26 protein-coding genes are annotated in these 22,027 nt (G+C 36.0%); 23 read left to right on the top strand and 3 right to left on the bottom strand.

Going from position 1 to position 22,027, the window contains the following annotated elements; all coding sequences use genetic code 11:
- Nucleotides 1–370: 370 nt before the first annotated feature.
- Together A6749_RS29085 and A6749_RS29080 are read right to left on the bottom strand one after the other, a co-directional pair.
- Nucleotides 371–547, bottom strand: a complete 177-nt coding sequence (locus A6749_RS29085; RefSeq protein ID WP_236719748.1) for a hypothetical protein — start codon at nt 545–547, stop codon at nt 371–373.
- A complete protein-coding gene (locus tag A6749_RS29080) occupies nt 534–878 on the bottom strand; it encodes a DUF3995 domain-containing protein (protein ID WP_236719747.1) in 345 nt (114 codons plus the stop codon). The genes A6749_RS29085 and A6749_RS29080 overlap by 14 nt, the downstream gene beginning before the upstream one ends.
- Before the next feature lie 971 nt (nt 879–1,849).
- On the opposite strand from A6749_RS29080, the gene A6749_RS29230 reads away from it, so the two are divergent.
- The 13 genes from A6749_RS29230 to A6749_RS26920 all read left to right on the top strand — a co-directional run bounded on the left by A6749_RS29230 (nt 1,850) and on the right by A6749_RS26920 (nt 11,655).
- Nucleotides 1,850–1,978: a hypothetical protein gene (locus A6749_RS29230; RefSeq protein ID WP_269085718.1), complete on the top strand. Its 129-nt coding sequence runs from the start codon at nt 1,850–1,852 to the stop codon at nt 1,976–1,978.
- Between the two features lie 70 nt (nt 1,979–2,048).
- A complete protein-coding gene (locus tag A6749_RS26980) occupies nt 2,049–3,293 on the top strand; it encodes a serine hydrolase domain-containing protein (protein ID WP_066400301.1) in 1,245 nt (414 codons plus the stop codon).
- 428 nt (nt 3,294–3,721) lie between these two features.
- A complete protein-coding gene (locus tag A6749_RS26975; RefSeq protein ID WP_066400298.1) occupies nt 3,722–3,967 on the top strand; it encodes a hypothetical protein in 246 nt (81 codons plus the stop codon).
- Nucleotides 3,968–4,078: 111 nt separating this feature from the next.
- Entirely contained in the window at nt 4,079–4,375 is a 297-nt protein-coding gene (locus A6749_RS26970) for a hypothetical protein (RefSeq protein WP_236719746.1), read from the top strand.
- 456 nt (nt 4,376–4,831) lie between these two features.
- Nucleotides 4,832–5,197, top strand: coding sequence for a DUF4362 domain-containing protein (locus A6749_RS26965; RefSeq protein WP_153043051.1), 366 nt, complete (start codon nt 4,832–4,834; stop codon nt 5,195–5,197).
- A gap of 283 nt (nt 5,198–5,480) precedes the next feature.
- Nucleotides 5,481–5,867, top strand: a complete 387-nt coding sequence (locus A6749_RS26960) for a hypothetical protein (protein ID WP_201787882.1) — start codon at nt 5,481–5,483, stop codon at nt 5,865–5,867.
- A 283-nt stretch (nt 5,868–6,150) separates the two neighbouring features.
- Nucleotides 6,151–6,837: a hypothetical protein gene (locus tag A6749_RS26955; protein ID WP_066400290.1), complete on the top strand. Its 687-nt coding sequence runs from the start codon at nt 6,151–6,153 to the stop codon at nt 6,835–6,837.
- A gap of 189 nt (nt 6,838–7,026) precedes the next feature.
- Nucleotides 7,027–7,365, top strand: coding sequence for a YolD-like family protein (locus A6749_RS26950; protein WP_066400285.1), 339 nt, complete (start codon nt 7,027–7,029; stop codon nt 7,363–7,365).
- Between the two features lie 449 nt (nt 7,366–7,814).
- Nucleotides 7,815–8,237, top strand: a complete 423-nt coding sequence (locus A6749_RS26940) for a hypothetical protein (protein WP_066400277.1) — start codon at nt 7,815–7,817, stop codon at nt 8,235–8,237.
- A 554-nt stretch (nt 8,238–8,791) separates the two neighbouring features.
- Nucleotides 8,792–9,148 (top strand): hypothetical protein, encoded by a 357-nt coding sequence (locus tag A6749_RS26935; RefSeq protein ID WP_153043050.1) that lies wholly within the window; start codon nt 8,792–8,794, stop codon nt 9,146–9,148.
- A gap of 160 nt (nt 9,149–9,308) precedes the next feature.
- The gene (locus tag A6749_RS26930) at nt 9,309–9,770 is read left to right on the top strand and encodes a hypothetical protein (protein ID WP_066400268.1); all 462 of its coding nucleotides are present in this window, start codon (nt 9,309–9,311) and stop codon (nt 9,768–9,770) included.
- A 155-nt stretch (nt 9,771–9,925) separates the two neighbouring features.
- Nucleotides 9,926–10,417 carry a hypothetical protein gene (locus A6749_RS26925; RefSeq protein ID WP_066400264.1) on the top strand — a complete coding sequence of 164 codons (492 nt, stop codon included), beginning with the start codon at nt 9,926–9,928 and terminating at the stop codon, nt 10,415–10,417.
- A gap of 221 nt (nt 10,418–10,638) precedes the next feature.
- On the top strand, nt 10,639–11,655 hold the full coding sequence (locus tag A6749_RS26920; protein WP_084798012.1) for a DUF1835 domain-containing protein: 1,017 nt from the start codon (nt 10,639–10,641) through the stop codon (nt 11,653–11,655).
- A gap of 159 nt (nt 11,656–11,814) precedes the next feature.
- On the opposite strand, the gene A6749_RS26915 is transcribed toward A6749_RS26920, so the two are convergent.
- Nucleotides 11,815–12,648 carry a tyrosine-type recombinase/integrase gene (locus A6749_RS26915; RefSeq protein ID WP_236719821.1) on the bottom strand — a complete coding sequence of 278 codons (834 nt, stop codon included), beginning with the start codon at nt 12,646–12,648 and terminating at the stop codon, nt 11,815–11,817.
- 166 nt (nt 12,649–12,814) lie between these two features.
- Between A6749_RS26915 and A6749_RS26910 the strand changes: the two genes are divergently transcribed.
- The 10 genes from A6749_RS26910 to A6749_RS26855 all read left to right on the top strand — a co-directional run bounded on the left by A6749_RS26910 (nt 12,815) and on the right by A6749_RS26855 (nt 21,786).
- Nucleotides 12,815–13,471 (top strand): hypothetical protein, encoded by a 657-nt coding sequence (locus tag A6749_RS26910; protein ID WP_066400259.1) that lies wholly within the window; start codon nt 12,815–12,817, stop codon nt 13,469–13,471.
- A gap of 267 nt (nt 13,472–13,738) precedes the next feature.
- A complete protein-coding gene (locus A6749_RS26905; RefSeq protein WP_066400255.1) occupies nt 13,739–14,200 on the top strand; it encodes a hypothetical protein in 462 nt (153 codons plus the stop codon).
- Nucleotides 14,201–14,632: 432 nt separating this feature from the next.
- Complete coding sequence (locus A6749_RS26900) at nt 14,633–15,517, top strand: Vgb family protein (RefSeq protein WP_066400253.1); 885 nt, start codon at nt 14,633–14,635, stop codon at nt 15,515–15,517.
- A gap of 24 nt (nt 15,518–15,541) precedes the next feature.
- Nucleotides 15,542–16,195 carry a Vat family streptogramin A O-acetyltransferase gene (locus A6749_RS26895; protein ID WP_066400250.1) on the top strand — a complete coding sequence of 218 codons (654 nt, stop codon included), beginning with the start codon at nt 15,542–15,544 and terminating at the stop codon, nt 16,193–16,195.
- A gap of 88 nt (nt 16,196–16,283) precedes the next feature.
- Nucleotides 16,284–16,724 carry a DoxX family protein gene (locus A6749_RS26890; protein ID WP_066400243.1) on the top strand — a complete coding sequence of 147 codons (441 nt, stop codon included), beginning with the start codon at nt 16,284–16,286 and terminating at the stop codon, nt 16,722–16,724.
- 867 nt (nt 16,725–17,591) lie between these two features.
- Nucleotides 17,592–17,858, top strand: a complete 267-nt coding sequence (locus A6749_RS26880; RefSeq protein ID WP_066400234.1) for a hypothetical protein — start codon at nt 17,592–17,594, stop codon at nt 17,856–17,858.
- Between the two features lie 938 nt (nt 17,859–18,796).
- Nucleotides 18,797–19,051 carry a hypothetical protein gene (locus A6749_RS26870; RefSeq protein WP_066400228.1) on the top strand — a complete coding sequence of 85 codons (255 nt, stop codon included), beginning with the start codon at nt 18,797–18,799 and terminating at the stop codon, nt 19,049–19,051.
- A 582-nt stretch (nt 19,052–19,633) separates the two neighbouring features.
- Nucleotides 19,634–20,335 (top strand): MBL fold metallo-hydrolase, encoded by a 702-nt coding sequence (locus A6749_RS26865; RefSeq protein WP_066400226.1) that lies wholly within the window; start codon nt 19,634–19,636, stop codon nt 20,333–20,335.
- A gap of 216 nt (nt 20,336–20,551) precedes the next feature.
- Nucleotides 20,552–21,058 (top strand): SRPBCC domain-containing protein, encoded by a 507-nt coding sequence (locus tag A6749_RS26860; RefSeq protein ID WP_066400223.1) that lies wholly within the window; start codon nt 20,552–20,554, stop codon nt 21,056–21,058.
- A gap of 236 nt (nt 21,059–21,294) precedes the next feature.
- Nucleotides 21,295–21,786: a GNAT family N-acetyltransferase gene (locus A6749_RS26855; protein WP_066400220.1), complete on the top strand. Its 492-nt coding sequence runs from the start codon at nt 21,295–21,297 to the stop codon at nt 21,784–21,786.
- The last annotated feature ends 241 nt before the right edge of the window (nt 21,787–22,027 follow it).

The following is a 22,027-nucleotide window of genomic DNA, read 5'->3' as shown; positions in this document are numbered from 1 at the left end:
TATGTTATACCGTGGCACTTGACAAACCATCGATTCATACGTTGATTCAAATGACTCCATTACCATGGGCAACAACGAAGTGGCAAGATAAACCATTCTTAAAAGCTAATTCAGTTCAAATAACCGTTGATTTGGAAATATTAATTAGAAAGAAATGTACAAGTAATTTAGGAATATGTCAGTGATTCTCATAGTTTTCAAACGCCTCAAACTATAAGGATGTTTTCGAAACAAAAGGTATTGGAAACAAACTTCCGTTATAGGGCGCTTTACTTTAGTATAAAAGGATCTTCAACATGAGAAGATCCTTTTCATATGCCAAAAACATCTTTTATGCTCAAAAAAGTTTAATCATAAATATAAATGAGCTTCAACTTTGCTCATGAGGCTTCATTTTTATTTTTTTCCTTCCATTCTGGTAATGTAATACAGCTAATCCAAATAAGACCCCTGCAATTAAAAACCAAGGTTCGAAAAGCAGTAGATCTGTTAAGACAATATTATCGACGTCTACTGTTGCCGATGCGGAGAAATCAAAAAACTCCAAACGAATTAACACCCGCCAGAAAAAGCCCCTTTGTAATATATCCATAAACAGCATGCATGATTGGCAATAGGCAAGCAACCCAACCTATAGTTAGCATCAAAAATCTCGGGATCTTTTGTCCCCAATGATGAACCAGTAATAATCCAAATATTGCCGCAGCTAACATCACTACAGACGCTCCCCAATTTACTACAGCCCACTTTGCTTCATCTTTCCAAACCCCAGGCATTAATGCAGTTCCTCCCAATGCCCAATAAATGTGAATCGGAATATACAAGAGTGACCAGATACACGCAGCATAACCAGCCCACTTTATTTGTTTAATCTTCAATTTCTTCACCTCACCATTATTATGTTTGCTGAAAATATAAGATAAGGTAAACTTAAGTTTAAATTTTGTTTAAATTAATGATTTATTTAATAACTGTACCCTTACACAATTCTTTGAATGAAAATCTTTTTTCATATGTCTTTAACATCCGATTATGTTAACTAAACATATTAGGTATACGATCGTCTTATTCCTTAATCGGGAACAAAAACAGAAGATCATTATACTTTGGTCTAATATTTTCTTATATCGAGTGTTCAAGAAAAGGGCGTTATCCTGAAACAATGCGCTCTTTTTTCATTTCAAGGATAGATTGTGAATAGGTGTACTTAAACTATCGGGCAGGATAGTTCAATAAAAGTTCGGAACACAAGCAATGGAAATAGTGGTAAAATTAACCCAAATATCCAGTGAAGGATGATGTTCGATGATAGCAAATATACTGATGCCTATTTTTATATTAGCTCTTACAGTAGGTTTGGGAATTCTCGTTATTTAAATTAGCTAAGGTTTTAAAAAAATAATGAACTTGGGCGACTTTTCAAATGGAATTGTCGCTTTTCTTTATTCAAGTAACCTGCCCTTATCTACAGTACCCTCATAAAAAGGTTGATAGAATAGCCCTTTTATCATTGACTATATGTATCCATTGATAAGGTGTTTAAGGACTTGACTTGGAGCCTCTGTGGGTACGATTTGTCTTGAAAGGCTGAAGCAGTTGTTTCATCTGGCAAACGAGCCTATCATACCCACTTCTCCAAGTAAAGTCCTATGTTTGTGTACGTTGAATACGATAAATAATTACTGTAGATAATGCTTCCACAAAGATAAATTTTCGCATATTTAGTATCTTAAAATACGATAAATACGGTGAAAAAACATACTGTAGATAAGGGCAGGATAGTTGAAGAAGGAATATGTATTCACTTACATAATATACATAATTAGGTAATGTGAAAGTGGGAGCTTAAATGGATAAGGTCAGTTTTTTCGCCCTGCTCGGCTCCAATAGGGCGGGCAAGACAACGGTTGTCAAAGAAGCTTACTTACGGAATAATGGTGACTTTGATTTAATAAAACCGAGAATAATCGTCCGATGAACAATTAGCTCTATGCTAAGCGCAGGACATATCCATAGGGCAGATAAAAAAGTAAAGAGAGGGAAACCAAATGAAGAAGATTACAACGGGACAAAGCAACAGCGGCTTCTCCGAAACAGGGTTGCGCAGAATGCGCGACGTGCTGGCACGGTATGTCGAATCCGGGAAGATTCCTGGGCTCGTCGCCCTGGTCAGCCGGTACGATGAGAAGTACGTCGAAGCGATCGGGACGATGTGCCATGACGGTGGTGCGCAGATGCGCCGGGACACGATCTTCCGGATGGCCTCGACGTCCAAGCCGGTTACGATCGCGGCGGCGATGGTCCTGCTCGACGAGTGCAGACTGCGGCTGGATGACCTGGTAGAGCAGTGGCTGCCGGAACTCGCCGACCGGCGGGTGCTGAAGCGAATCGACGGCCCGCTGGACGATACCGTGCCGGCGCGGCGGCCGATCACCGTACGGGACCTGCTGACCTCCACTTTCGGGCTCGGCATGGATATGACCTCGCTGGGCACTCCGATCATGAACGCGATCTTCGAGCAGGGGCTCACGCCCAATCTACCGGTGCAGGTGCCCGAGCCGGATGAGTGGATGCGCCGCCTTGGCGCGCTTCCGCTAATGCACCATCCCGGAGAGCGATGGCAGTACCACATCGGCAACGATCTACTCGGCGTGCTTGTCGCCAGGGTCACGGGCCAGTCGTTTGAGACGTTCCTGCGCGAACGCATCTTCGACCCCCTGGGCATGAAGGACACCGGTTTCCACGTGCCCGCCGACAAGATTGATCGGCTGCCAACCCTCTACGCCCCCGACCCGCAGACCGGAGAGTTCATAGTGTGGGACGAGGCCAAGGGGGGACGCCACAGCCAGCCTCCAGCGTTCCAGGGCGGCGGCGGCGGACTGGTCTCCACCGTCGACGACTACCACGCCTACTTCCAGATGCTGCTGAATAACGGGATGCACGGGAGCGAACGGATCCTATCCCGGCCCGCCGTCCAGCTGATGACCACCAACCGCCTCACGCCCGAGCAACAAGCCGCCCGAAACGCCATGGCTCACAACAACGTCCATGTGTCATTCGGCCAAGGGCAGCACGGCGGCTGGGGCTTCGGGATGGCGGTGCGCACCTACCGTGGTGACTACGCGTCCATCGGCCAGTTCGGCTGGGACGGCGGAAGCGGCACCGCGACGTACGCTGACCCGGACAAACAGCTCATCGGAATCCTGCTCACCCAGGTTGGGGCGTCCACTCCGGATTCAGCGCGGCTTATCCACGACTTCTGGACTATGGTCTACCAGGCAATCGAAGACTGACACCGAGCCCGCGGTTCGTCGTTCGTTTAAAAAGAGGCCGGTGAATTTCATCGAACTTATTGGGGCAGAACCATGACGTGATGCGGAGTTGGTTGGACGGAGTGGAAACGGGCAGGGGCATGGCCGCAAGTCCTTGGAGGTCTATTCAAAGCTTGCAATCACCGATGCCCAGCAGGGATATAACGAGGTCATCAATAAATTATTCCCCATTTAATTACATCTACATTGCGGGTGGTGTCAGCTTCGCTGGTACTACCCCTTTTTAAGTTAAAAAAATAAATTGATAAAAATGCTCGACTTAAGGGTGCGTTATTCCAGAAAGGATTAACGCCCTTTTTGTTGAAGTTATAGAACTAACTGGCAGGTTAGTCTAGGAGAAGTAAGACTTTAATGGCGAGAAATACAAGTTTAAAAAATGGGGGATTTGTATGAGGCAAAATAATTATTGGATAATGGGGACAATATTTATTTCACTTAGTGGATTATTCTTTACTGCTGAAAGAATTGCAGAAAGGCTGGCAGTAGGTATTACTGATGCTGGATTTGCTTCTTATAGCGGCTCTTCAGTGGGAAATCAATATTATCCTGGTTTTTTTGATAACTTTTTTGTTTGGTTTTTTTTCCTAATCGGGTTATTACTTTTAGTTTTTGGTTTTTTAAAGGGAAATAAATAATGTAATCTCTATATGGAACGGGGGCTTTACTTAAAGATGGGATTCCATAGAGATACCATCTTTTTCTTCTTCAACTAAAGGGCAGTTTAGTTGAAGAAGGAATAATGATTAATGTTGTGGAATATGACTTTAAAAAGGGAAAATATAGGGGTAGTTATGAATAAAAACCTAATGGCTTTTTCTATTATTTTTTTGGGGCTATGTATAGTTCTAGGTTCTTGGTTTATTTCACAATCTTTAAAATTCAAAAAAGATGATGTCGTAAAGATACAACAAGAACAAAATCGTTATGAATATATCAAAACGTCGGATGATTACGATATGATTTTTGATAAACAAACTGGAGATTATTGGGGAAATTTACAAGGGAAATGGGAAAAACATACTCCATTAAGTTCAATTCATTAGAAATAGTTTTGCATAAATGATGATAATCTTCTTCAATTAGGGTGCATTAATTGAAGATTCGGCTGCTAATTGCAGCATTTTTGTTTATTAACCTTCAGGAGTTTAAAATACCATTGAATCTAAAGCCGATAAAATCAGAGATATATCAGGAAGAAGTTTAAACCTTATTACACTAATAGGTGCGATGAGCCAAGAAGGATTATCATTTATTTTTGTTAAAGTAATTGTACTAACGGGGCAGGTTAGTACAACTTGAAAAGAAATTGGATAAAATAATAGAGGTAATGGATAAGGATGAAAATGAATGTTCTTTAAGAAAATAATAGTTGTGAAATATTACACTTAAACAAACGGGTGCTTGAATTAAATAAGATTGGCTGCTGCGGCAGCCTTTTCTTATTCGATTAACGGGGCAGTTTAGTTTAACAAGGTTTTTGGAACTTTTGAGGGGGAAAATTGTCTAAATTAGGTGGGGGGAGGAAAATAAAAATGTGGCGTGTTTTTATTGGCTTAATGTTTCTATTTATTGTAATAGGTTGCGAATCAAAAAATTATAATATTGAAGAAGTAATAAACAAACACAATGACATTCAAAATTTAGAAGGATTAAATAGATTTGTTGAAAATGTAAACGATCATAATAAAACTAAAATTAACTATGTGCAATATGGGATTGAAGGGCAACGGGGAGTCAGGACATTAACGTTTGATGGAGAAAAAATTAATGTTTCCCATAGTGTCGATGGTGATTTTATTGAAGAATATAACTGCAATAACAGCGTTCGTTACTCTGATTCATCTATTCACTTCCTTGTTTATTAATGGGGAATATGCTGATGATGAAAGCACACCATCCCAAACATATACTACCCAGTTGAAGTAGTTTTACTCACTATGTTGGTTCAAGATATACTTGTCTTATCGGCAGTCATTTTTTCTTGTTCAACTAATGGGTGCTTATGTTATAGAGCAAAATTGTTACGGCAGTCATTTTTCTTATTGAGCAAATGTCCCAGGTTATAAAAGTTAATTAGACATAGTAGACTCTAATAAACCGACTATGTTAAAAATTATTGAACTAAAAACGGGCAAAGGGTGTTCGGATTTGGCAAAATTTAAAGAGCAGACTGTTCTTCTAAGAATCAGCTGGATGTTTCTTCTATTTAATGGAATTGGGATCTTGATCTTTGGAATATTAGTTGTCACGTATCCAAGGATTGCAGGTCCATATGATTTAGGATTGCTTCGAGCTCTTGGTGTTGCAACGACAGGAATGGGGTTTTTCGGTATAGTGATAACTCTTACGTCGTATAGAAGAAAAGAAAGATTGGCGTGGCTTACACTCTGGTATTATCCCACCTTTTGGACTTTGCACTTGGTTGGCGGACTGCCGCCAGGGAATGATCATATCCATCAAGTTTTTTTCATTGTTATATCTCTCCTGGGATTGATGCTACCTTTTAGATATTTTTTTCCGCGAGAAACCGTCTAACCTTGATGGTTAAAAAACGGGATTGCTAAGGCGACCGCAGCAATTCCTTTTGTTCTTCACCTAAAAGATGACAGAAGGTGAATCAGTTAACAAAAGCAATGGTTGACTCCGAATTAATCCAATGAGAGAAAAACTTAATTTAATTTTTACATAAAACCACACAATTATCTGAATAGTTGAATTAATATAAAATCAGGATATATTATCAACTTTGTAATTAGTTAACCTTACTTTTCTTTAATGCATATTTATATCGAACATCCAAACGAAGGAGGAAGATCCTATGCCAGTACCCAAATTGTTACGAATGCGCCTTGGTGCTTCATCTCTCGTGATTTCTGGAATCTTGTTTGTACTTTATCCAACGATACGACCTTTTTCAGATGAAACATCCTTGCAAGGTGCCACAGCTTTCGCCTCCACCGATTGGCTAGTGGCACATATACTAGCCATTGTCGCTTTTACACTACTACCACTAGGTTTACTTGGGCTTCATAACTCTTTACAAGGGACGGCCGTAAACTCACTTGCGTATTGGGCGGTCGTGCTGTGTTTGATAGGAACAGGTTTAACCTTGCCGTTTTACGGAGGGGAAACGTTCGGTCTACACGCTATAGGGCAAGAGGCGATAAGGCTACAAGCGTCCACCCTTATTAGTTTAGCAACTGTCGTCCGTTCTGGCGCGGGTCTCGTTATGTTCCTTGTAGGACTACTACTACTTGCCATTGCAGCGATTATACTTGCTATCGTAATTTGGAGGTCTGGCAGGTACCCAAAATGGAGTGGTGTTCCTTTCGCTTTAGGAATGGGATTATATATTCCGCAATTTTTCGGTGGGCAGCCGCTGCGAATTACCCACGGAATTCTGGTCGCCATAGGTTGTTTATGGATAGCGGTAGGCTTGTGGAGGCAAAGTAACCAGAATATTGGTGAGAAGGTACAGTCTACTACTTTCCACTCCGAAAGTTAGTCAGTCGGTCAATAAATTCGGAATAGGAATTAACATACTTTATTAATAAAAATTGTGAAGGTATGTACTTAATCTATAGGGTAGCTTTAATCGAATAATAAGCCAAGGACTACTGTAAAAGTGGTCTTTAATTTTTATTCGCATATAGAACGTTAGTTCGTATATAATATAAACAAAGGAGGCTATTATATGGCAATACGTGATCGTGGGATGGTTAAATGGCAGGCTGCATTTCAATTGCCTGAATTGGCAAAAAAACAACGTAACTTTTGGCGGTGTACTGAGCGGATAAGTAAACCGATAATTGATGAAAATGAGGCAGAAGAGTTTGACCTTCGCATAATTTACTCAATGGAATACGGTCATGCTGTATCGCTGAAGATATGGGATGACGGATTTACTTGGGATATAACTGGTTGTGTTCATTACGTCGATCCTATTACAAATGAACTGCGGATTGAAGTAGAGCCTGGCAAATTCGAGAAAGTGGCGTTCGACAATGTTGTCGGAGTGAAGGTCGTTAATTAGGCAGACATTATGTCGAGTGGAGTGTTTATTTTTTTCTTCTTAAGCTAAAAGGGTGCGTTAGTAGAGGCAGGGACCATCTTTTGAAGGTTAATTACATAAATCAAAAAGGTGATTCTTATGAGAATGAATGCTAAAAGGAAACAAGTTCAAGAAAATTATAAGCAAAAAATAAAACAAAAAAGAGTGCACGAAAAAAATAAAAATAAAGAAAGTTTATTGATTGTAACTATTCTTTTATTAATAATCATTTTAGTCATTCTTTTTAATGATATTTTTTTCCAACCTTACGAGATAATTCGTTAAGATTGAAAATCAACTAATGAAGTGCGTTTCTGTTATATACAGGAACGTTTTTCACTAACGGGCAGTTTAGTTCAACAAGAAGGATATTTTATAGGGACTTTTGTGTTAGAATAAAATGAATAGTCAAAAAATGGGGGTGTTGTAAAATGAAAAAGCTACTATCCTTACTTGTAATTATCTCTTTGCTATCTGGTTGTAGTTCAAAACTATCTTTTTCAGAAGTAAGTGATGGGAGGGTTAGTAAAGATATTAAATCGTTTATTGATAATGTAAAGGATGAAAATGGAGTACATCTTTACTTCGAAAAACAAAAAGCTGTTTATGTATATTTGAATGGTTCAAATGTAAAACAAGGTGAAAAAGCAATACATTTTACTGATTTTAATGTTGAAAAAAACGGTGAGACATTAAGCATTTTATACAATACTGCTGAAACTGCTGATTATTCAAATCAATCATTAAACAATGAACTTTTATATAAGGTTAATTTAGACAAGAAATATGAGATTATTAAGCCTATTAGTAATGATGAAGAAGCCTCATTCGATGTTATGTCAGGAAATCAGTAACCACCTTCTTGAATAAATGGGTGCGATTCTTCAATAACGAAGGATCGCTTTTTCTTATTGAAGTAACGGGGCAGGTTAGTTGAAGAAGGGATGCAGGCTAAAATTACCTGATGTAATACTTAAAAATAACAATTATTATTGATTAGAAAACAAAGTTTAAAAACTGGATGTGAAACACACATTATGGATTTGATTGATTTTGGTTTTTTTAATAATAATGGCAGTTATTTATGTTGTTACATCTAAAGAAATGAAATTAGCAATATTTGATTATTTATTAATTATTTTAACTTTTTACTGTATTTATTATTTAATTGGTTTCTTGTTTAACATCCATAGAGATTTTCGTAACACTATCAGTATTATTGTGTGGTTATTAATGATAAATCGTTTCTTTAAGATTAGTTCAAAAATCAGAGAATATAAAGTCAAAAGAAAAATGAATAGACGTTGTTGAACGGGTGCTTGAGTTTAACAAAGGGCGGCTACGGCTGCCCTTCATCTGTTTTACTATAGAGTTATGATTACGCAGTTTTGAGAGAGGGTATTAGTTGTTGTCTACAAAAAAAGAATATATCCAAACGATTAGTGCTTTGATGAAAATTTTAAAGCCAAATCTGAGTTTTACCATTTTTATTACACTTAGTTTATTAGGACCTCCCTTAAATTTTTTCCTAATGCTATTTGGAAAGAAAACTCAACATCCATTCCTTTTAATGCTTTTATCTGTTGTTTTTGTTTTCATCATTACTTGGATATGGATTGATTACGCGAAGGGTGTAGCACAATTTCGGAAAAAAATATATACGTTGTGGGAAGAACTTTCAGTATTAAAAAAACAAGCAAAAGAATTAAAACTTGAGGAAATCGAAAAAAGGTTAAATGCAATTTTGGAAAAGTTTGAAGATTAACTTTTGCTTTAAAAATACTGGGTTGTTTTAACAAAGCTTATTCAACAAACAGGGGGAATAGTTGAAGATCGAGCTGCCATTTAGACGGCTTTTCTTATTGAAGTAACGGGGCAGGTTAATTAAATAAGGTGATATTATAAAAACAAAAGGACTGAAAAAAGTGGCAAAATATATATCAGAAAATTGCTTTGAATATTTAAATTGGCAGTCCGTTTATATTGAAGCAGTTAGAGTAGAAAACAACAATTTATTTTTAACACTTGAATGTCTTGAAATAGTAAAAGAACACCCACTAAATCCATTTGATAATGAACGTGATACAAACGAAGTAGTATTAGTATTTTATGACTTTGAAGTATTGGAATCAGGTTATTATGACTGTTCACACGTAAAAAAACAAACCATAGACCTTGATAAAGATTGTACTTTTGTGGAAATTCCATTATTACAGTTAATTAATGACTTTACAATTGTTACTGAAGATATAAAAGTTAAAAATGAATCATTTATCGAACAAACTTTTGAGGGCTTTGCTTGGAATTTTGGTGAAGATTCCTGGGGCTACTTAAGACTTCGATATAAACGGATGGAAATGATATGGGACTCTTTTTATAACGAATGAAAAATAACTTTTCTTCAACTAATGGGGTGCAAGAGTTAAAGATTCAGTTGCCATTTTGGCGGCTTTTCTTTTTGAAGTAACTAAGCAGGAGCTTAATAAGAGTTATAATTAGCATAGCTGTTAGTAGACAATTGTAAAAGGAGAAATCCCATTAAATGTTTGGTTTCTTAAATAGAGCAAAATTAAAAAAAGATGATTTAAAAGGCATTTCCAAATTGATGTATCAGGATAATTCAAATGATTCCTGGGATAAAGAGAACCTTACTAGAAGAAATTTAGATTTTACTATTGAAAGCGTTCGTTATATTGATATGTATACCGAAAGATTATTGAATACTGAGTTTGGCATTGAACTCTTAAATAAGCATTTTGATAATTTAGTGGTTCGTTTAGGTGCATATGTAGGTGAGGTTATTAAAAATAATGTCAAACAAGACTTTTACTGGTATGAATCTGATTCCGTACAAAACTTTTCTCCCTATCTTAATGAATTGCATAGTGTTAATAAAACACAGAGTGTACTTTATTCTAAAAGGAAGGATAAAGTGATATTACCTTTAAATGTAGTATCGCAGCTATTAAAAGGGAACTGCCGATATAGCAATTTGCTCACTTATGTGGAAGAAGCGATTAAGCAAAATTCTTAAATAAATTTGAAAGTGTTGTTCAACAGGTGCGTTGAACTAGAAGGATTAACCGCCTTTTTTGTTAAATTGCTTATTGGACAAACGGGCAGGTTAGTGGAACAAGAAACTTAATCCAATTAACGGATAAGGAGTTAAATATGATTTATAGGATTTAGAATTTATATTTAGAGCTTTGATATACTGAACATATGAACAGCTCAATAAGATAAGGAGTTTTTTATGTGGATATTTTTGAGATTAAAAGCATTGTTAAAGACTTACCAGAACGGGAAGTAAGGTCATACTTGCAACTTATTCTTTTTAGGATAGGAATGTTGGAGGAAAGTGAATCTTCTTTAGTTGAGTTTTCAAAAGATCTTAAAGAATTTTATAACCACATTCTATACCCACAAGACCCTAATGAAAATATATTCGATAAAGGCGATTACAAAAAAGTTCACATCAATTTTGGATACCCATATTTAAGACATACATTAAAAGAAATAAACCTACACGAAGAAGAATTTATTGTTACTTTCGAAGATAATTTTGCTGTTGCCCCAATAGGTAATTTGGAAACAGAAAAAGGTCAAAGAGAAAGATTTGAATGGATTAAAAACAACTTAGAAGAAACAGAAAAATTTTCTGAAAAACTTCAAAGAACAATTGATCGATTAGTTTCTATTCCAGAAAACATACCAATTTACATATGGGTTTCAGGCAATGCTAATGAACAAACAGGACTTCTTTTTACAATGTACTTGTTAAGGGAAAGAAAAAATAATATCTTTATCGTTAATACTGGGCAATTGTATAGTGAATTATTTAAGAGAAAATCTAAAAAGTACATCCCATTTTTTTCAGGAGAAATACTTACTGAAGAATTACAATCCATTTACAAATATACTCAAGAAAATCAAAAAAATTTATCTGACACAGAGCGTAAACAGGTTGAAATACAATGGTTAAAACTTTCTGGAAATTCTGCAACGTTAAGAATATGGGAAAACGGTGAAATAAAGATAGTTTCTGAAGACTATTACGATGATTTTATAATTGAAAAAGCCAAGAAGCTGATTGGGAAGAAAAAGGGATATATAAAATGTGCAAGATTAGTCGGTGAAGTATATGGACATATTTTTCAATATATCGGTGACAGCTTTATAGAATATAGGGTTAGAAAGTTAATCGAAAATGGAATTTTTACTTATGAAGGTAGCTTAGAGGCAATGCGTAGTTACGGTATTAAATTTTGTTAAATGTTTTATTGGATACGGTGAGGGAAGCTCGAAATAGAAATACGGGCTTCTCTTTTTGATAATTCTTCTTTTACTTTTGTAAAAATGTTTGTGAAGAATTTTACTTAAAGAAACGGGTGCAAGAATACATAAGCGACACCAACAGCGTCGCTTCTTTCTCTAGAAATACTTTTGATAAAATTCTTGCCTTACCCTTCCGCTTAGCTGGGCATATATTCTAGTAGTCTCACTCTTCTCGTGGCCCAAAAGACTTTGTATGACTTCAACAGGGGCTCCGTTATTCAACAAATGGGTTGCATAGCTGTGTCTGAGTTGATGAGGATAAATTTCCTTATTTATGGCCGCACGAGCTGAGATTCGTTTTATGACATATCTCATTTGGGCAATGCTCATCCTATGTGGCAGCCGTTCTGTCACAAATATGGCAGGATCCGTATCCTGGCGATCATTGATGTATCGCTTAAGCCAGATTTCGGCTCTTATATTAAAATAGACCTCACGTTCCTTGTCTCCTTTTCCCTTTACAATTGCTGAGCGATTGGACCAATTAATGCAATTACGTTCAAGTGAAACTATTTCCCCAATTCTGCATCCTGTCGAAAACATAAATTCAAACAAGGCTTTTTCCATCGGGCTAATACACGCTTCACGCAGAAGTTCGATTTCTCTTTCAGTTAAGAACTTCGGTATGCGTTTTCCGACCTTGGGTTCCTTTAACTTTGATGCAGGGTTATGGTGTATATGACCTTCTTCGTGGCACCAACGGAATAATGATTTCATAAACCGTATCCTATGTGCCATACTGGATGGCTTTAGGGCTGCCGCTGAATTATTTAGGTATTCCTTCAAACTTTCTGTGTTAAGAGTAGCAATTTCTGCATCCTTGAAATATAGAACAAGCAACTTTGCCTGAATGCCATAGGCTTTTATTGTATACGGTGAAAAGCCCTCAATTCGTTTGTCGGCTGCATATGCTTCCCACGCTTTTGATATTCACAACCCAATCCCTCCCATTTAAACTTCTCATTTAAGAGGAATTATTGCCTAGATTATCGAAATATAGACTTATTAAGCTAAAGGGGCAGTTTAGTGGAGGAAGGAAACAACCTATGTATTGGTATATAATGGATATAAAATAACTATGAATTGAGGGGTCACGATGTTAAAGTGGATTACTGAAATTGATGAATCACCATTCAGATTTAATTTCGACAATGGTGAATATAGTATCAAGAGAATGATTTCATCGGTTGAAATAAATGAAATGAGTCCTGTTTGCCAGTTTTTTGCCTCAATTGATGTTATTTTAGGTATTGATTTCGTTACATCATTGCCAACCCCTAATGATTATGCATTAGAAACTATATTGAATGAAGTAGTTCCTCATTATTTAGATATAAAACAAATATTCATTGATGGGAAGCTAAAAGAAATAAACGTTAGGGGTCTTAAAAAGGAGTCTAAAAGGATTGTACAGGACTTACTTTCAAATGATATATATCCAGTTTTTCCAGATTTATATCGTACAAAAAATCTTAATTTGGCAACTGGACCAAGAGAATTGAAATATTATTTGGTAAATCAAGAAATGATTGAATCACTACATATTGAAGAGACAGAGAAGATACGAGGATTTTTTATGAGTTCTTTCTTTACTGAAAGAGGTTCAATAATGCTTCAACCAACAGGATGGAAATTAGATGATAAATTGAAAGATTCAGTGACGATTCGTACTTTTAGTACATTTGCAAAACAAATTGTTTTAGTTGTTGATCATAAGGATATGAGTGTAGTTGGACTTGATATTTACGGGTGATCTTATTCGTTTCTTGTTCAACTAAAGGGTAGCGTTAATCTAAGAAGGGTTAACGCCTTTTTTGTTGAACTTATTGTACTAAAGGGACAGGCTTGTTCAATAAGAAATCACAAAAGGAATGGGCATTTACTGTAAAATTAGATTAGACGTATTAAAGTACTAATAAAAAAGTTATGTAAAATATCAAGGACATACACATTAGTAGAAAAATGCGACATTAAAGCAATATGGATATCTGCATAAATACAGATTTGACGGAGGTTAAAGATGCGAAAAGTTTATCTAGATAGAACAGAATTAACTGGAGCCATAAATGTATTTTTAAAAGATACTGAGTTTATATCAGCAGGTACAACAATTTTTTCTATGAGTGTTTATGATAGAAATGAGGAGTATCAAAAATATGCTAACGATTATGATATTCAATTTATATTTGACGATTATATTCCACATTTAGAATTTTATACGGTACCACATGTGGATATTATGGCAAAAGATAGTAAAGGTGGATTTATCGGAACCGTTGGACAACAATGTGACCTAGAAAGTGTCGCACCAATCTGTTATATCAATAAGAATTTAGAGTGCATGATAATTTCTGAAAACGGAGAAGATTTTCTGAGTAATATAGAATCATGGTATGACAACTTGAAACCCTATGATAAAGTTACCGTTTATCGTTCGAAAGCAGAAGCAGAAATGGAACTAGAATTTATCGATTTGTCTTAGATAGTATCTCATTTAACTTCAAAGAAAAGTTTGTGAAATAATGTACTTAAACTAACGGGTGCATTAGTTCAACAAGATAAAGGCAGCAATCACGATCATATCTTAATCTTCAGCAATCGTGCGCTTTCCTTTAGAAGAAATTAATTGAGAAGAAATTATTAAAAAAATTATTCAATTAGAAGACAACTTGTCATGATCAAATAGACCACATGGCTAATTAGTTAACCGGCCTATATAATGAATGTTTTCTACTCTAGAATTCAAATAGAAATGGTTTCATAAAAATTTTCGAGATAATTCTAATACCGATAGCATATGTGTTTATGGAAACTAACTTTGCCCACCTTTTAAAAAGCTTCTTTAACAGCAATCCAATTATTCTCTAACGAATTACTAAAAGATTTTTTATTAAGAAAAGGAGGAACTACACGAATGTTAAAAATTGAAGAATACGAACTTCTTGACATAGATTCTGGCCCTTATGGAATAACCACAGGAAAAGATGGTGCGCTATGGTTTACACAACATAAAGCCAATCAAATTGGGCGAATGACTGTTAACGGCGAATTCACTCATTTCGTTGTTCCTACATCCAATGCCGGTGTTCTGTCTATAGTCTCCACAACTCAGGGTGATGTATGGTTTACGGAAAATAAGGCTAATAAAATTGGAAAACTGACAGTAACAGGTGAAATCATCGAATATGTTCTACCGTATCCAGATTCAGCACCTTTTGGAATAACTGAGGGACACAATGGAGACATTTGGTTTACGGAAATGAACGGAAATAGAATAGGACGAATTTTACCGTCAGGTGAAATGATTGAGTATGATTTACCGAATCCTGGTTCCTCCCCCTCTTTTATTGTTGCTGGACCGGATGATGCGATTTGGTTTACTGAAAATCAGAGTAATCAAATTGGGCGGATTACTATTCTTGGAGAAGTATCGAATTACCTTTTACCCACAAAGAATGCTTGTCCTGTAGGTATTACATGTGGACCTGACAACGCCCTCTGGTTCGTAGAAATTAATGGAAATAAAATCGGCAGAATTACTCCCTCTGGAACAATAAGTGAATATTCAATCCCTACTGCAAATGCTCGCCCACACGCAATAGTAGAAGGCCCTGATCGTGCTTTATGGTTCAGCGAATGGGGAAGTAATCAAATTGGTCGAATTACAACGAAAGGAGAATTTACAGAATATTCAATCCCTACACAAAATGCGGAGCCACATGGAATTGTATTAGGACCCGATGGGGCCATTTGGTTCGCTGAGGAATGCAATAAGATAGGTCGGCTAAGTTTATTATAAAAATCCTGAAAGGAAGTAGATCCTATGGAATCAAATAAGCAACATGGGCCAAATCCTACAGATATGTATCCCATTAAAGGAAATCAAGTTGTGCAATTTATTAAAAATACAATTACTAGACCAAACATTAATGTGGGTGAATACTCATATTACGACGCAAGAAATGGTGAATCCTTTGAAGATCAAGTGCTATACCACTACGAATTCTTCGGTGACAAACTTATTATAGGGAAATTTTGTGCCATAGCCCCCGGTGTAACGTTTATTATGAATGGAGCTAATCATAGAATGGATGGTTTTTCAACCTACCCGTTCAATATTTTCGGACACGGTTGGGAGAAATATACGCCAACGTTAGATCAGTTGCCGTTTAAAGGTGATACCATAATTGGAAATGATGTTTGGATTGGAATGGATACTGTCATTATGCCTGGAATAAAAATAGGGAACGGTGCAATTGTAGCAGCCAAATCGGTTATTACACAGGATGTGGAACCTTACACTATCGTTGGGGGAAATCCTGCAAAGAAACTTAAAAATCGTTTCTCAGAAGAAATTATTAACGAATTGCTAGAAATTAAATGGTGGGATTTAAATATTGATATTATTTCTGCTCATATAGATGTAATAGTAAATGGAGATATAGAAAATCTAAGAAATTTAAAAAATAAAATATGACAAAGTACAACTTCCGAGAATATTTATTACCTGTCGTTATTTTGTATTTAATGCTTACCAATGGTTTTAAATAAGAAGGGGGGAAAAAATGGCTCCATTTATCCTATTGATTGGATCATTCTTGATATTTTACTTGATCGGTTTTTTCGGACTGTCATATTTTGATGGTTGGGAAACTTCTTTACGAATCGCTGTTGCTCTGATGTTTTTATTTACGGCAACTGCTCATTGGGGAAAGAGACGTCCAGATCTTATCAAAATGGTACCTCCAGTTCTGCCAAAACCAGGTCTCATCGTGACCATTACTGGAATAATCGAAATCGCTTGCGCCATAGGCCTGTTGATTCCTATTACTTCAAGTATTGCTTCAGTCATTTTAGCATTCTTACTTATTGTTATGTTCCCAGCTAACATTCGAGCTGCACGAAAAGGAATCACCATTGGTGGAAGACCAAGTACACCTCTTTTCCCCCGAACGATTTTACAAATCATATTTTTTATAGCTGTTATTTTCGCAGGATTGCAGTGATAGACTAGTGTGGACATTAATCAAGAAGCTACGATCTCTAAAGTGAGTATTTCGCGAATGACCTTATATCGAAAAAAGTGAACCAAAGCAGCTAAAAACCCGTTGAACTCCAGTGAGGTCTTGTTTAATACATTTCTTGGAATGGAATCTACTTTGAGGTATATCGTAGCTTTGCTCACTCTACCCCTTAAAGAGAAAATTTTCTTAGTCGACGTAGAATAAAAAATACAGTATGAGCAAGTGACTAATAAAAGCATGATAAATATACTAATAAATTAGGTTATGTTGCTAATCAGTCGGGGGTAGATAATAATGAACCTCCATCAGTTTATAAAGATGTGGAACCATATACTATTAAACCTAATACAATAATTGAGTTAAATTATGACGAAGTTCCCAAAATGGTTCTGAAACAGTGGGCGAATAATAAGTTGGAGAAAGAAGAAGAATTACCAGACTTTAGCTTTACATCGCCAGGTGAGGAAGGAATATATATTTATAGCATAGGACAAAGATGGAATTTCAGAACAGCTTCAAGTGTGGTAATTGTGTTAAATGTAAAACGATGAGAAAACAGAAATAAATATACTTTGCGAAGTTCTATTTGAAAAAAGAAACGGCAATTGGCAAATAATATTCCACTATGGACTCCTACCAAATAGACCCTTTCTACATAGCAATAAGGTAAGTATGTGAAGCATTGTACTTAAACTATCGGGTGCGTTAATTGAATAGAGCAATCCGCTATGGGAACCCGAAGGGTTCCTTTTTGTCTTCGAAAAAACCCCTTTAATTTCCAGTATCATTGAGCCATTTTAAGCGATTACAATGAAAGATGATTGAAAACAAATGGAGGCTTCGATTCAAATGAGTAGTTTTGATAATAAAAAAGAAAAATGGAATAGGATAAAATCCAAAGGTAAAAAAGGTTATGTTTTAAAATCAATATTTATTTATGAAGTTTTTATATTGTTAATTGTTACATTTGATATGTTTGTGTTTAATAGAACAACATTATCCAATATTCCTCAAGTTATTTTTATCTATCTATTTGCCCTAATAGTCTATATTCCATTGGGAGTATGGGTCGGAAATAACAGTTGGAATGCTAATATTAGAAGGTTTGAAAAGTAGTTTAGATTAGGTCAACCTCCTTTTATATTTAGGAAACATTGTGAAATAATTTCCTATAAGTAACGGGGCAGCATGCTTGAATAAGGAGTATGAAATAAAGGAATTAATTCACCGTATGCAAATAATGAAGAATCTAGTAGGATACTCAAGATGATAGTAAAGAAAACAGTTATTTGTTAAGAAATTATAAATTTATTCTAATAAAACTGTAAGTGAGGGTGAATAAATTGAATCACCTCAAGCAGCGTTTGTGGTATTTGTTGATGATAATAGGTGTTGTTATGTTCAGTATCCGCTCATTCTTAGTCCCACCTGAAACTTCGTTTACGATATGGCTTACCAGATTGGGCTATCTTTTCTTTTTTTGTGGTGCCATTGTGGGTGGGGTTGAAGAATATATGAAAAAACACAAAATTTCCGCTTACATTTTGTTTGGGATAGGCATCCTTATAATTTTTGATTTTGTTTGGTGGAAATTTATCTTACGTTGGAACAGTTAAAGTCAGACTGCCCTTACTTCCTTACTTCACTAACGGGTGCTTTACAAGATGGGATTCCACGGAGATTCCATCTTTTTCTTCTTCAACTAAATGGCAGAATAGTTTAACAGGGATATTTAGACTTTGTGTAGAATTATTACATTAAGGTGGGGTGAAGATAAAATGCGTTTATCACTTTTAGGTATTTCAATATCTCTTTTTGGTATAGCACTTATACTAACATCCAGTGGTTCGGCAACTACATTTGGATTAGGCGTTTCATTTTTAGGTTTAGTAATATCTCTAATTTCTAATTTTTTGAAAGACAGTAAGTGAAAATCCTAACTCAACTAACGGTTGTTCCTTAAAGAACTGACTGCACAAACGGCAGCCTTTTGTTATTGAGCTAACGGAGCAGGATACTTGAATAAGACTTCGCTAAATTAATGGGGTGAGATAATGGCTTTATTGGGGTCAATGTCTGTTTTAATTGGTTTTTTGGCGTTATATGGTGGATTTGCCTATAATAAAAAAAGACACGAAAACGAGGGTTTAGATGGTTCTGGAGCCGATTCAATCATCGGTACCATCATCGCTTTATCCGTTGTCATCTTATTAAGACTGTTGCCATATCAGGTTAGCAAAACATTTTTATTTATATTTGCCTTTATTTGTTTTTATTTTAGTGTTTATGCATTTACTCACTTACGCTAAAGGGTGCTTGAGTGAAGGAGGTACATAAAATGTCTCATCCAAATAACAATTTGAAAATACTCCATTATGGAACATCATTAATAAAGCTATTGCAGACGTTGGAATTAAAACCTTTTTAAAGAGAAATCCCACCATATTATTGTTAGGGGCGGAATATGAGTATTAGTTTTTGGCTATTTGTAATTGGGACTATACTGGAACTTCTTGGGTTGTTGAACTCAATAAAAGTCTTAAAGAAATTAAAAGGTAAGATAATAATACAAAAGAACTGATGATAATTTATTAGATAAAGAAGAAAAACGTTTGTTAAAACTAAATGTTTTTTGGACATCTTTAGTTGGTTTAGGAACGATATTAGACCTTATTGCTTACATTCTAAAGAGTTAGTATTTCATAAAACTTTTATATTAAAGCAATATTGTGAAGAAATGTACTTAAAGTAACGGGGGCGTTAGTAAAAAAGTGATTGATCGCTGCGGCGGTCTTTTTTTGTTGAGCTAACGGGTCATGTTAGTAGAGGAAGGTATTTTCCAAAAATTGAACGAATAGTACTTAATAATTGTAGAGTATTGGGGGGATAGAATGAAAACATATCTCGAAGAAATAGCGAAAGATGTGTACGCTTTTTTATTGTGGGATAAATCCTGGAACTCATATAATAATTGCTACTTGTTGCTCGAAAACAATCATTATATACTTATTGATTCAGGGAAGGAAGAACATTCTGGCTTCCTGTATTCTGCCCTAAACAGTAAAGGGATTTCCAATAAAGATATAACTCACTTTATTGCCACACACGGTCATAAAGACCATATCGGGGGAGCTCACTTTTTAGGAGAAATAGAAGGTTTTATTCATAATAAAGATTTAGAATTAATTCCAGAAAATCTTAGAAACCAATTAAAAATGAATCTCCCAGATAACGGTTCAACCGTAAGCAATTTAGAATGTGTGCTACTTGGATATCATACAAAAGGTTCTGTCTTACTATATCATCGTAAAAGCAAAGTATTATTTTGTGGAGACCATATCTGTTTCTTTGGAGAACCATTGAAGGGGAATAATGTTGTAGATACAGGTAAATTGGAAAGAGAAAAGTTTAAACAATTTGTGTCTGATTGGTCCCAAAACGAGGATATGAGAAAAAAACACAATTTTAATTTATTTATCGAAGGTTTAAGGGCTATTAATAAATTTGATGTTGAATATTTATGTACGGGACACGGGGTAGTGTTAAAAGGAAATATTAATGGATTTATCTCAGATTTACTTGCATTTGAATAGTAAAGAAAAGAGTTCTTAATGAACGGGTGATAAGGATTGAACAGGGAGTTGCTGTGGCAACTCCTTTTTTTGTTCCACTAACGGGGCAGGATACTTCCAATACATGGTATCATTGTTCTGTGAGATTAAGTATTAAAACTGAAAAACAAAGTTTTTGACTGAGAAAATAAAGTTGTAGACTAGAAATAGTTCCTTTCAAAAAACAAGGAGGATTTTATGGTTAACAATCTGAATCAATCGTTCGAATTTACGCGTGTATTCGATGCCCCTCGCGAACTCGTATTTAAAGCATGGACAGAGCTCGGGCATTTCGCGAAATGGTGGGGACCAAAGGGATTCACACTCGAAGTCGTTATAATGGACGCTCAATCAGGTGGCCGATTTTTAGGTATTCTGACGTCTCCTGACGGAAATCTAGTTATGTGGAGAAAATTTACATACCAAGAGGTTGTCGAACCTGAGAAAGTGTCTTATATTCAATCTTTTTCCGATGAGCATGGCAATACGGTCGGAGCGCCTTTTAGTGGGAGCTGGCCTCTTGAAATTATGAATCTCATAACGCTTGAAGATAACGAAGGGAAAACTGTTTTAAAACTGAAAGGTTGCCCTGTGAACGCTTCTGCTGAGGAACAAGAATCCTACAACGATATGGCTCCAATGCTTCAACAAGATCTTGAGGGTGCTTTCGATAAACTTGCCGACTATCTTGTCTCCCTGAATTAGAATGCGATAACAAATTTAATTGGCCAAAAAACCCTAATCACTTTGAACGCTACAGGTCATTGAACTCCCTTAGTAAGATACGATTATCTCTTAACGGGTGCGTTGATCCAAGTAGGATTAACCGCCTTTATAATTAAATTCCTTACTGAACAAACGGGCAGGTTTGTGGAAGAAGGAATTTATCTAAACTAGGCAGAATTTATATCCAAAAATATGTTAGGGAGCTTGTGAATTATATGGAATCCATTAGCAAAAGCGAAGTGAAGCTACGAGATATCACAGAGGAAGATCTTCCTATCTTTTTCGAACAACAACTTGACTCAACGGCGAACTATATGGCTGCATTTACAACTAAAGACCCCACTGATAAGGACGCATTTTTTGACCATTGGACAAAAATTATCGCTGATGAGACCATCACAATTAAGACTATATTATTCAATGGCATTGTCACTGGACACCTCTCGAACTTTGAACAGTTCGGCGAACCCGAAGTAAGCTACTGGATTGGGAAGGAATATTGGGGTCAAGGTATTGCAACTAAAGCGTTGTTAGAATTTCTGAAGTATATAAAGCTGCGCCCGCTTTATGCTCGTGCCGCTAAAGATAATCTCGCCTCCATCAGGGTATTGGAAAAATGCAGGTTTAAAATCATCCCTGAAGATAAGGGTTTTTCCAACGCAAGAGGCAAGGTTGTTGAAGAATTTATTTTGAGGCTTGAACCTTAGGATATGTAATAAATACTCTAATACGGGTTGGGAAGTTCTTGACTAAGATACCTTCTGTTGTTTAACTAACAGGTGCAATTGTTATACAAGGCGATCATATTAGGTCGTCTTTTCTATTAGGGGAATTAAATGTTTTTTGCAATATTATGTTAGTATTGAACTAGAAATATTGTGCTAACGGGCAGTAGAGTTAATGAAGCTCTTTCTTTTAGTACAAACTATTAATACCAAGTGATAAAAT

The organism is Neobacillus mesonae (assembly GCF_001636315.1).
Classification (GTDB): domain Bacteria; phylum Bacillota; class Bacilli; order Bacillales; family Cytobacillaceae; genus Neobacillus; species Neobacillus mesonae.
The sequence above is the reverse complement of the archived record's forward strand: the minus strand, read 5'-3'. Positions and strand labels throughout refer to the sequence as shown.